We start from the raw sequence: 11,847 nt of genomic DNA on the forward strand, positions 1-11,847 counted from the left end.
GGTACGCAGAGAAAGGATACAGTATGGGGAAGGCAATCGAATTCAGCCATGTTTCCAAACAGTTTCCCGGTGTAAAGGCGCTGAAGGACGTAAGTTTTTCCGTTGCCCAGGGAGAAGTCCACGCGCTCCTCGGCGAAAACGGCGCGGGGAAAAGCACACTTCTCAATATACTGCACGGGGTACAGACCGATTATGAAGGGGATATTTTTCTCTCCGGTGAGCCGGTGAATTTCCGGAATCCCCACGACGCGATTATCCGGGGAAGGATTTCCAAGGTCCACCAGGAAATCAATGTTGTCCGGGACCTTACGGTCGGGCAGAACGTAACTCTGGGTTACGAGATGGTCCGGGCTGGATTGTTCGTGGATTACCGGAAGGTAAATAAGACCGTAAATGAAATTCTCGGTAAGCTTAACTGTGATTTCCGGGCGGAGGAAATGGTTTCGTCCCTGACCGCCGGCCAGATGCAGATGCTGGAAATCGCCAAGGCTCTGTTCCACAACTCAAGGATTATTTCCATGGACGAGCCTACTTCATCCCTCACCGAAAAGGAAACGTCCTCTTTATTCAATATCATCGGCGAACTGAAAAAATCCGGCATCACTGTTATTTACGTAAGCCACCGGCTGGATGAAATTTTTCAAATCTGCGACCGCGCAACGATCCTCCGGGACGGCGAATACATCGCCACCCTGGATGTGGCTTCCACCAGCAAGGATGAGCTGATAAAAATGATGGTTGGCCGGAACGTCAGCTCTATCGCGGCCAGGACCATTGACTGTGTGCAGGATGAGGTGGTTCTTAAAGTCGAGGGGCTGAGCCGGAGCCAGCATTACGAAGACATAAGTTTCGAGCTGAAGAAAGGCGAGATTCTGGGTTTCTTCGGTTTGGTCGGAGCCGGACGGACCGAGGTGATGCGTACCATTTTCGGGGCGGACAAAAAAACAGCTGGTTCAGTTTTTATAAAAGGGAAACCGGCAAATATCCGCAACACCAGGGACGCCCTCAAACTGGGTCTCGGTCTCCTGCCCGAGGAACGCAAAAGCCAGGGGTTCATCAGCTTTACATCCAACGCGGACAATACGGCGCTTTCCAGCCTCCAGAAATATCTTACCTACGGGTTTGTGGATACCAGAAAGAAATATGAAAACTACAGCCGTATTGCGGATGAAATAAAAATCAACCCGCGGCAGCCGGATTTCCTTACCCAGAACATGTCCGGGGGCAACCAGCAGAAGGTTATCCTGGCCCGGTGGCTTTCGACGGACGCGGATATTCTTATTTTTGACGAGCCCACGAAAGGTATCGATGTCGCCGCAAAAATGGAAATCTACCGCCTTATGGAAAGCCTTTTAAAAGAGGGAAAATCTATTATTGTGGTTTCTTCGGAATTGCCGGAAATTACCGGCATCAGCGACCGGATAATCGTTTTTCACGAAGGCAGAAAAATGGTGGAGCTGTCCAAACCGCAGTTCGATGAACAGACCATACTTAACTATGCCATGGGAGAGTTGAATACATGAAACCGCTGAAAATGAAAAACATCGGACGGGAATTGGGGGTGCTCATCGCCCTGCTGGTGATGATTCTGATTTTTACCCTTATTGACCGGGCTTATTTTACCGCCGGCAACATGGTGGATATTGTCAAACAGGCGACCATAAACGGTATCCTGGCCATCGGTATCACCTTTGCCATTATTTCCGGCGGGATCGATCTGTCTATCGGCTGTACCTTTGCGATAGTTATTGTCGCGGTGGGTCAGTTTACCGTCATGGGCTTTGTTCCTGCCGCGGCCATTCTTTTCGGGGCCGTGGTTGGTGCCGTACTGGGATCCATCAACGGAATCCTGATCACGAAGATGCACCTCCAGCCGTTTATCGCCACCCTGGGTACCATGAGTATTTACCGCGGTTTCGCCTACGTCGTCACCGGCGGCTGGCCGGTACTGGGCATCCCCGACAGTTACCGCAGGGCGCTGGGCGCCAAGATAATCGGGGATATCCCCGTTTCAATTCTCGTCCTCGCGGCCATTGCCCTCATAACCCATATCCTGCTCCAGAAGACCCGGTTCGGAAACTATCTTTTCGCGGTAGGCGGGAACGAGGAAGCGGCAAAGCTCTCGGGGGTCAATGTGGATCTTACCAAAATCATCGCCTACCTGATCTGCGGTGTCTGCGCCGCCTTCGCGGGAATGATCATGCTGGCGAACCTCGGTACCGGTGAGCCGGCCTCGGGGCAGGGCTATGAACTGGACGCCATCGCGGCGTCAGCCATCGGCGGGACCCGGATGGCCGGCGGCCGGGGAAGCATTGTCGGCACCTTGCTCGGAGCGCTGCTTCTGGCGGCGCTTAAAATAGGACTCATCATTACCGGGGTCAGCACATTCTGGCAGTTCATCGTCACCGGTATCATCATCATCATTGCCGCCTACTTTGAGATTATCCAGGCGAAGATTTCTGTGATGATGAGCAGGAAAGCGTAACGTGGCCAGCCGCTATCCGGGGATGCTTCCGGAGAACGGCGGTATTTATCGAGAGGAGTCAAAGCCTGCCATGGAAAGCGGGACAGTGCTGGTTATCGGAAGCCTTAACTATGACTATATTCTCAGAACCGACCATCTTCCCCAGAGGGGCGAGACCCTGACGGCACTGTCGTATCAGACCTGCTCCGGGGGGAAAGGCGCCAACCAGGCGGTGCAGTGCGCAAAACTCGGACTCCAAACATTTATGGCCGGGGCCGTGGGCAATGATGCCATGGGCGACTTCCTCCTCGAAAACCTTGCGGAATACGGTGTCGATACCGGTTCAATAAAAACCGAACCGGTGACCAGCGGTTTCGCCATGGCCAACGCGGCGGGGAAGGGCAACGTTTTTGCCACAATAGTTGAAGGTGCCAACGGTACCGTTCTGCCCCGGGATATTGACCGACTGGATCCGCTCTTTGCCCGGAAACCCCTGGTTATTCTCCAGCTGGAGATTCCCGCTGAAACCGTGGAATACGCCGTAACCAGGGCAAAGCGCTGTTCATGTCCGGTTCTGCTCAACACCGCCCCGGCGGCCGCGCTGCGGAAGGAAACCCTGGCGGCCTGTGATTTCCTGGTGATGAATGAAGTTGAAGCCCAATTTTACTGCGGGGTGTCTTCCATAACCCCGGAAAACGCGGGACAGCATATCCGGAATATTTCCGCGGAATACGGCAATACCTGTGTTTTTACCCTGGGAGCCGGCGGGGCGGTTTTATGCTCAGAGGGCGGCGAGCCCGCTTTCTTCCCGGCCTTTGAAACCGAGGCCGTGGAGACCACCGGGGCGGGGGATTCTTTTATCGGCGGCATGGCCTATGGGCTGCTCAGCGGTCTTTCCGGGGAGGAAATGATGTCCCTGGCTTCCTGCTGCAGCGGGCTCACAATCCGCAAAACCGGCGGGCAGCCGGCTATGCCGGAACTTACGGATGTGCTTCCGCTGCTGGAAGTATACCGCCGCCAGAGAAGCGGAAAAAAAACGGAAGGAGGCTGATACTGTCAGGACCGTATTTTTATGGTACTATAACGGTAGTTTAAACTAACAGTAAGAGAGTTAAGCCTATGATCCCGTATGAACGAAGAAAGCGGATGCTTGCGGAACTGGAAAAACAGGAATTGGTCAACCTTGAGGATTTCGGTTCCGTTCTGGGGAACGTTTCCCTTTCAACAATACGGAGAGACCTCCGGACCCTCGAGGCGGAAGGGCAGATAGTTATTCTCCGCGGCGGGGCCGCAAAGATGAAAAGCGGCTCCTACGATACCCCGGTCAGTTCCCGGCAGATTCTCCATGTGCGGGAAAAGGAGCTTGTCGCCAGGACCGCCGCGGACCTTATCAAGGACGGTGAGGTTGTGTACATCGACGCGGGAAGTTCGGCTCTCAGGATGATAAAACATTTGAAGAGCAAGCGCATTTCCATTGTCACCACCAACGCCAGTATCATGTCCGAAGTCGCCGAAACCGATTTCAAGTGCCTTTTGGTGGGCGGCGAACTGCTTAAGTCAACTGCCTCCCTGGTGGGCCCCCTGACGGATAATATTCTCAAGGACATGTATTTTGACAAGGCCTTTATCGGCGCCACAGGGTACGATCTGCAGGCCGGAATAAATACCCCCGATGAGCGGGAGGCCAATAAAAAGGCTATTGTTAAAAACAATTCAAAAGAAACCTATGTGCTTGCGGACAGTTCAAAGGAAGGCATCCAGACCCTCTGCAAAGCCTTTGAGCTGAATGAATGTATTATCATAACCGACCGGGAAACGGCCCTTCTCAAGGAGCACGCCCGGTACATAATCGCCCGGTAAACAGAGTAAGGAATTTTTATCAGCTATGGAAGAAAAAGAATATATCCTCGGAATGGACATCGGAGGGACAAATCTCCGGATGGGGCTCGTGGACCGGCAGTACCGCGTCAGGGACGTTGAGGTAATCCCCACAAAAAGTGTGTATGAATCCGGCAGTACCCCCGAAGCCATTGCCGGAGTCATCAGGGACTACTGCGGCAGAACCATGGACAGCAAGATGCCCCTCATGATCGCCGCGGGGTTTCCCTCCGTGGTGGACAGAGCGCGGCGGCGGCTGTACTCATCTACCAACCTGCCCGGACTCGACGGCATCGATATCGTCGAAGTTCTGGAAGCCGCGCTGGGGATTCCCGTAATCATCCAGCATGACGCTTATTACCTGCTCGCTTATGACATGTACGATTACAAAATCCCAAGCCAGGGAACGATGCTGGGTTTTTATTTCGGGACCGGCATAGGCAACGCTATCTTTATGAACGGTGAACCCTATATCGGGAAAAACGGAACCGCCAGTGAAGTCGGCCATATCGTGTATCCCATGCGGGACGAAGTGTGCAGCTGCGGCAATTCAGGATGTATAGAAATATTCAGCTGCGGGAAAAGTCTTGAACGGATTATGGAACGGCATTTTCCGGAGACACCGATCAGGGAAGCCTTCGTAAAACACGGAGACTCCCGGATCCTGGATGACCTGGTGCGGTACATGGCTGTTCCCATTGTGGCGGAAGTCAACATTCTGGACCCGGAGGCTGTCTTTATCGGCGGCGGCCTCGTGCAGATGGAAGCTTTTCCCAGGGATAAACTCATTCAGTATGTTCTGGAAAATACCAGAAAACCCTATCCCGCGGAGAACCTGGTGACGCATTTTTCCCGTCCCGGCGCCGGGAACGGCATCATCGGGGCGGCCATAGAAGGCTACCGGACACTGGAAGGCAAAAAATAATCCCCGGTCCATGTTATGGAGCCGGGGATATTTCTCTGGGCCTGTCTTTGACGGGACCGGAGAACGGGACCGCCTATGCGAGAACCGTGATATCCTTCTTAGTTACCATCGTCACAATATCGACAATCCAGCCAATTCCGAAGATACCTGCGGTGATAATCCAGATGATCCCAATCAGCAGTTTTCCCCGGAGAATCCGGTTGATACCCTGCCACAGGGGATCAAAAAAAATTGTGAGGATAAGATTTATTCCCCATCCCATTGAATCGATTGCTGTTTTTGCCATTATTACTTCCTCCATATGTGATTTTTTTTTACGGCCGCAGATAATTGCGGCCATCTTTTTTTATGATACCCCAGAAAGGAATTAATAAAAAGATAGATGCGGTGGTATAAAATAGTTTATAGTATTGGTTCCATTTCCTCTGTTCTATATCTGGGATTATGTTGGGGATAAAAATAAAAAGGAGAAAGCGTGGTGAGAAAAACATTATTTCCTTTGGTAATTCTATTTTTATTTTTGCTATATACAGGATGTGAAAACCCTACTGCCGAAACAAAAGAAAAAATATCCGTAGATAAAACTCTGGACGATCCAAGATTCAATGGACAATTTGAATATTCAAATTATTGGATGAGTCCCAACGGGATAGAAGAATCGTACCAATTCAGAATATTAGCATTTAATGTAACAAATAAAGTTTATTATTATACCGTATATTGGAGTTACTACTATTCCAGTGGTTGGAACTGGTCCGGGAATTATAAAGGAGACAGCAGTACCTATTATTATGAATTTGAAATCGAGAATGGTAAATACCGAAAGCGATTATGGGACAATAGATATTCATCATGGTCTTCGTGGAATGCCTATGATTTTAGTGATGACGGGAATACCCTTACATTGCATAATTTTTCCTTTGACGGGGCAAAGCCTTCGGTTTTTGAGAAAAAATAGCAGGACTATTTACCAGCATTATTTCATTTATCCCCGACTCGGTTAGCATAGGCTAGCGTTTAGTATGTGCTGCCTATTCTCAGAAAATTACCGGGATGTTATCAGTACGAGGTGGCGCTCTTCATTAAGATAGGGAACCGGGGTCTCCCGGATTTCCCAGGACAGCACCAAATCCGATACCGCCGCCATTTCCGTGTCAATGGAATCCCGTTTCCCTTTGTATGCCGCGAGAACACCGCCGGGCGCAAGGAGACGGAAAAGGCCTTTGAGTATCTGGGGGCTCAGCGGGCGGAACGCCCGGAATGTGATGAGATCGAACCGGCCCGGTTTTGCCTTTTCCATATCAGTTTCTTCCACCGCGATCCCGGAGAGCTCCAGAACCGCCAGGGTATTCCGGAGGAACCCCGCCCGGCGTCCCATACGTTCCACCAGGGTCACCGCCGTTTCGGGGAGCAGGATCGACAGGGGAATGCCGGGGAGTCCGGCGCCGGATCCGATATCGGCAATGGACGCGCGGGTCTCACCGGGGGAGCCTTCCGCGCCGAAAGAAAATCCCGCCGATTCAAGCTGCCGTACAATAACCCCCGCCGGGGCCAGGGAATCCAGGATATGCCTGGTAATGATTTCCTCACGGTCCTTGGCGCCGACCAGTCCGTAGGCGGGGTTAAAGAGTTCGATTTCTTCAATGTAACGGAGGAGCAGGGCGGCGGCTGTATCCAAACCCCTCCGGCTGATGAGCCGGTTGAGGGTTTCATCGCCGTCCCGCAGCTGAACCAAACCTGCGCGGAGTAAGGGGTCCATTTATTTGCCGTTTTTCTCCTGCATTTTGCGGAGCGCATCGGCAAAGGGATTGTACATTGTTCCGTCATCGTCGCGTCCTGAGCCCTGGGAATAACGGTTCTGGTCGCGGCGGTTTGCCTGATCCGGGCCGGGTTTCTGCGGCCGGCTGCGGACGTCCGGTGTCCCGCGGGAACTGTCCCCGGCTTTTTTTACCACCGCCACCCGTTTTTTTCCGCCGTCCCGGGAATGGCCGGACCCGTCCCGGGCGCCGCTTTCGGCGGCCCCTTTTCCGCGGACCGATCCCTGGCTTGGGGTCTGGCTCTTTCTGGACAGACCGATCCGCCGCCGGTCGAGATCGAGGCTTATGATGCGGAATTCCATGACATCACCGACCTTCACCACGTCCATGGGATCCTTGATGTAATGGTCGCTCAGTTCCGAAATATGCACCAGGGCGGTTTCCTTGATCCCGAGATCCACAAAGGCTCCGAAGTCAACTACGTTCTTTATCTTTCCGGTGACCGCCATTCCTTCCTTGAGGTCTTCAAAGGTGATGACCCCTTTCTGCATGACCGGCTTCGGGTATCCGTCCCGGGGATCCCGGTTGGGTTTCTTCAGTTCATCCACAATATCGTTGATGGTGGTTTCCCCGACACCGTGTTTTTCCTTAAGCTCCGCCGTTATCTCCGGGGAAAGGTTTCCCGTGGCGGTTATAGTTTCCCGGATCTCCCGGGCAACGGAATAGTTTTCCGGATGGACCCAGGTATTGTCCAGGGGATCGGTGCTTTCCGGGATTTTGAGGAAACCCGCGCACTGTTCAAAACTTTTCGGTCCCATCCCCGGAACGGTGGTCAGCTCTTCCCGGGACGCGATCTTTCCTTTTTCATCCCGGTATTTGACGATCTTCTTGGCCAGGGAACCGTTGATTCCCGATACGTACTTGAGCAGGGACGCGCTGGCGGTATTGAGGTTGACCCCTACGTTGTTCACCACCGAGGAAACAACTTCATCCAGGGATTCGGAGAGCTTTTTCTGGTTGAGGTCGTGCTGGTACAGCCCGACCCCGATGGATTTGGGATCTATTTTCACCAGCTCCGCCAGGGGGTCCTGGAGGCGCCGGCCGATGGATATGGCTCCCCGGATGGTCAGATCCAGCTCGGGAAATTCCTCCCGGGCAATGTCGCTGGCGGAATACACCGACGCGCCGTCCTCATCCACCACAGTGTAGAGGATGTCCAGGTTGTTCTCTGAAATCACCTGGCTGACAATGTCCTGTACATCCTTGGTTCCGGTACCGTTGCCCACCGCGATGAGCTGAACGTTGTAATTTTTGACGCCCTCCAGGATGAGGCGTTTAGCTTCTTCGGTCTTGTGGTTGTAAATCACGAAGTTGCCGAGGTATTTGCCCGTATCATCCAGGAACGCGCATTTCGTTCCCGTCCTGATCCCCGGGTCGATGCCGAGAACCCGGGTTCCCTTGATGGGCTGCTGCATGAGCAGGTTTTTCAAATTCTGGCTGAACACGGAAATCCCGTGATCGTCCGCTGTGTCACTCTGGTCTCCCCGGAGTTCCCGGATAACCGCCGGCGACAGCAGCCGCTTGAGTCCGTCTTCAATGGCGGTTTTGTGGTAATCATTGTGGATTACGTATTTCCGCTGGAGCAGTTCCGCCGCGGTGTTTTCGTCGACATCAATGGTAACATCCAGGACCTTTTCCCGTTCGCCCCGGTTGACCGCCAGAACCCGGTGGGGTTTTATCTGGGACAGCGGTTCGGTATAGTCCCAGTACATCTGGTAGGTGGAAGTCTTTTTGGCTTCTTCGTCGCCGACACCCTTAACGATAACCCTGCCGTCGGAGAGGTAGAACTTCTTCACGTCCGCCCGGTTATCCGTATCCTGAGAAATCCGTTCCGCGATAATATCCATGGCACCCTGAAGGGCATCGTCGGCACTGGCCACGGAAAGTTCGGGATTCTCTGTGTTTTCGGTAATGAATTCCATAGCCTTGGCCCGCAGGGCACCGCCGTCCAGCTCCAGCATGGCTTCCGCCAGCGGCTCGAGACCTTTTTCCTGGGCGGCCATACCCCGGGTTTTCTTTTTCCGTTTATAAGGGGCGTAAATATCCTCAAGCTCCGTCAGGGTCGCCGCTTTGGTGATATTTTCGTACAGCAGCTCCGTAAGCTTTCCCTGATCGAAAATTCCCCGGATAATTTCAATTCTCCGGGTTTCGAGGTTCTTGCCGCTGGTAAAGAGATGGTCCGCGTCCCGGACCTGGACCTCGTCGAGGCTCCCGGTCTGTTCTTTCCGGTACCGGGCAATAAAAGGAACGGTGCTGCCTTCCTGGATGAGGCCGATGACCGCTGAAACCTGGCTCATATTTACGCTGAGCTGTTCGGCGATACGCTTCATGAGCGCAACTTCGTTGATAGTGAGACCGTCAATAAATTCCTGTGTCAGTTCCATAGCATCCCTAAATAAAATGGCGTATTTCTTTTTCTTCCTGGAAACCGCTCATCCTGGCAATGGCGTAGCCTGCGATGGTGTTGAGCATAATATCGAGGAAGGTGCCGATGGCAATCAAATAAAAGGCAATAGGTCTGAGAATAAGATATCCCGCTTCGAAGCCGCGGCCAAAGCTGGTGCAGAGGACCGCCAGGGCGGCGTGGGCTCCGTTGCCGGACTGCCGGGGCAGCAGCATGGATATGATGATGCACCGGAGGGCAATGGCCATTACATCCGCCATGGTCACCCCAAGGCTGGAGTACGATTTAATGATCACGATAAATGCCATAGCCGCGACCATGGCGCTGCCCGCCCGCCCGAAATTCGCGAAAATCACCGTGGTCACGGTATTGGACCGCCGCTGGATCCCGAGGTTTTCCTTGCTGTGCCTGAACAGCACGGGCAGGGTAAAATTGATGTCCCCGGAAAAGAACCCCGCCAGAGCCGGACCGATGGAACCGTAGAGTATTTTCCAGGGGTTCGTTTTCGGTTTTAAGAGATAGAGGAAAAGCGGCATGATTCCGAACCCCAGGACCGCCCCAAAAACACCCAGGAGCAGGATCAGGTCCCGGAAAACATCCGCCCGCAGGGCGTCGCGGAACCTGACCGCCCAATAGGCGCCGAGGATGATAATAATGAGCCCCAGTATTTCGGAGAAAAACGCCGCAATATGGAAGAAAATCCGTGAAAGGGAATCGATCAGGGAAATAACCTGTTTCGTATAGTTCCGGTCATAGGAAAGTCCCATGCCCAGGAAAAAGGCGAATACGCAGACCGGCAGCAGGTACACACCCTGGGAGACCAGGGCCGAGAACATGTTGGAGGGGAAAATTTCCATAATCCCATCCGCCAGATCGAGGGATACGATCCCCCGCTGTTCTTCAATAAGAATGGGGATTCTGGCCGGAGGAAACAGAAGGGTAACGATAATACCCAGGGCTACCATAAGAACCGTGCTGATTACCATTACCACCAGGGTACGCAGAATAAGGCGCCACAGACGGTTATCCTGGCGCAGTTCGTAGATGGATATGGTTAAGGCAAAAAACAATATGGGTATTGTCGCGTACCGCCCAATCTGAATGGCAAAACGTTCCAGCCAGGCAAGGGCGGATTGAATTGTCTGATTGTCATGGGGTAACAGAAAGCCGATAAGCAGTCCAAGGACCGAGCCGATCAGTAATTTTAGCCAAACTTTCATAGGTCTCCAGCATACTTTATGGCTCAGCCCGCGTCAATTAGAGGGGGAGCGCAGAGTCTGACAAGCCGGAAAGCACCCGATAAATAATGGGGCCGCGGGTCCTGTCACATAAAATTAAGGATGGCTCCTCAGCGGCTTCGCCTCGAAAGTCGCTCATCCCTAATTTTATGTGACACCCGGCGTTGCCGTTACGGCCCAGGTGCTTTCCGGCTTAACCGGCTCTGTGCTGCCCGGTCAGGGCGGGCTGCTCCCCCTCGCTCCGAAGGTTTGTTCCGCTTTGCGGCACAAACGCTTCTTCGCTGCCCCCACTTCTGATTCCTGGGCGGTGAAAATCTATCCTGGGTAAATATTGGTACTTAACAAAACCGTCCCGCAGAGGGGCTGGTCAGCCTTATTCAAGCCTCCGCGAAGGCGTTTAAGCGGTAGTGGTACGTTTCGGGTACGGTTAGGGTACGGAGCGGATGTGACGGCCGGCCAGGCTGTTGGTTCGTAATTTTACTTAAAAGGGATAAAAAAAGAGGCGTGTCCCGGCACACCGGGGACACGCCTCCCTAGGAGGATTAGGTCGCTTTACCAACGGCCGTTGTGCATACCGCGGGTATTATTGTGGTGCTGCATTCCCATTCCCGGGTTGTGGTGCATACCGGGACCGGGGCCGTTTGCTCCGGGACCGTACATGGCGGCCATATCATAGGTTTTTCCGTTAAAGGTAAACGATGTCAAACGCAGATGCTGGTACTCGGGAGCACCCTGGATGGGGAAGGCATACCCTTCGAGATTGACCGTGGCGCCTTCTTTGAGGCCGTCAATAAATCCGACCAGGCGGCCGAGTCCGTTTACGTAATAGGTGGTGCCGCCGTCCTGGACGGCTATCATGCCGTTAACCAGCGCCAGCTTTCCGCTGACCTTGGTGGTTTCCGCGGGCTGGACCTGCGGAGCCGGACCCGGTGGGGTTCCGCGGGGCCCCCATGCCTGAGCCGATACCGCTCCGGCGGCGATCAATCCCATTCCGACAATAATTGCTATGCGTTTCATAAAAACTCCTTCTCGCGTAATGCGACAATTGGTTACTACAATACGGGCTTTACAACCCTGATTATTCAGCGGTCAACGACCACTACATATATTAAGCAATAACC

Annotated in this window: 11 protein-coding genes; 6 read left to right on the forward strand and 5 right to left on the reverse strand. The window is 53.3% G+C overall.

All coding sequences use genetic code 11. The features are described 5' to 3' along the window. Positions 1–23 precede the first annotated feature (23 nt). From JFL75_RS17135 to alsK, 5 genes are all read left to right on the forward strand, one after another. Positions 24–1,523, forward strand: a complete 1,500-nt coding sequence (locus JFL75_RS17135; RefSeq protein WP_215627892.1) for a sugar ABC transporter ATP-binding protein — start codon at positions 24–26, stop codon at positions 1,521–1,523. Beyond that, positions 1,520–2,485 carry an ABC transporter permease gene (locus JFL75_RS17140; RefSeq protein ID WP_215627893.1) on the forward strand — a complete coding sequence of 322 codons (966 nt, stop codon included), beginning with the start codon at positions 1,520–1,522 and terminating at the stop codon, positions 2,483–2,485. Before JFL75_RS17135 ends, JFL75_RS17140 begins: the two co-directional genes overlap by 4 nt. Before the next feature lie 70 nt (positions 2,486–2,555). Further along, the gene (locus tag JFL75_RS17145; RefSeq protein WP_215627894.1) at positions 2,556–3,515 is read left to right on the forward strand and encodes a ribokinase; all 960 of its coding nucleotides are present in this window, start codon (positions 2,556–2,558) and stop codon (positions 3,513–3,515) included. A 68-nt stretch (positions 3,516–3,583) separates the two neighbouring features. Next, positions 3,584–4,324: a DeoR/GlpR family DNA-binding transcription regulator gene (locus tag JFL75_RS17150; RefSeq protein WP_215627895.1), complete on the forward strand. Its 741-nt coding sequence runs from the start codon at positions 3,584–3,586 to the stop codon at positions 4,322–4,324. A gap of 25 nt (positions 4,325–4,349) precedes the next feature. After that, on the forward strand, positions 4,350–5,267 hold the full coding sequence (gene alsK, locus JFL75_RS17155; RefSeq protein ID WP_215627896.1) for an allose kinase: 918 nt from the start codon (positions 4,350–4,352) through the stop codon (positions 5,265–5,267). A 73-nt stretch (positions 5,268–5,340) separates the two neighbouring features. Here alsK and JFL75_RS17160 read toward each other — a convergent pair whose 3' ends face one another. Then, on the reverse strand, positions 5,341–5,553 hold the full coding sequence (locus JFL75_RS17160) for a TM2 domain-containing protein (RefSeq protein ID WP_215627897.1): 213 nt from the start codon (positions 5,551–5,553) through the stop codon (positions 5,341–5,343). Between the two features lie 192 nt (positions 5,554–5,745). On the opposite strand from JFL75_RS17160, the gene JFL75_RS17165 reads away from it, so the two are divergent. Then, a complete protein-coding gene (locus JFL75_RS17165) occupies positions 5,746–6,225 on the forward strand; it encodes a hypothetical protein (RefSeq protein WP_215627898.1) in 480 nt (159 codons plus the stop codon). 87 nt (positions 6,226–6,312) lie between these two features. On the opposite strand, the gene rsmG is transcribed toward JFL75_RS17165, so the two are convergent. The 4 genes from rsmG to JFL75_RS17185 form a co-directional block, all read right to left on the reverse strand. After that, positions 6,313–7,026 (reverse strand): 16S rRNA (guanine(527)-N(7))-methyltransferase RsmG, encoded by a 714-nt coding sequence (rsmG, locus tag JFL75_RS17170; protein WP_215627899.1) that lies wholly within the window; start codon positions 7,024–7,026, stop codon positions 6,313–6,315. Next, positions 7,027–9,468 carry a helix-hairpin-helix domain-containing protein gene (locus JFL75_RS17175; protein WP_215627900.1) on the reverse strand — a complete coding sequence of 814 codons (2,442 nt, stop codon included), beginning with the start codon at positions 9,466–9,468 and terminating at the stop codon, positions 7,027–7,029. A 7-nt stretch (positions 9,469–9,475) separates the two neighbouring features. After that, positions 9,476–10,708, reverse strand: a complete 1,233-nt coding sequence (locus JFL75_RS17180; protein WP_215627901.1) for a dicarboxylate/amino acid:cation symporter — start codon at positions 10,706–10,708, stop codon at positions 9,476–9,478. A gap of 570 nt (positions 10,709–11,278) precedes the next feature. Further along, a complete protein-coding gene (locus JFL75_RS17185; protein ID WP_215627902.1) occupies positions 11,279–11,743 on the reverse strand; it encodes a hypothetical protein in 465 nt (154 codons plus the stop codon). Positions 11,744–11,847: the final 104 nt, after the last annotated feature.

Source organism: Breznakiella homolactica (assembly GCF_016616095.2).
Taxonomy (GTDB): Bacteria; Spirochaetota; Spirochaetia; order Treponematales; family Breznakiellaceae; genus Breznakiella; species Breznakiella homolactica.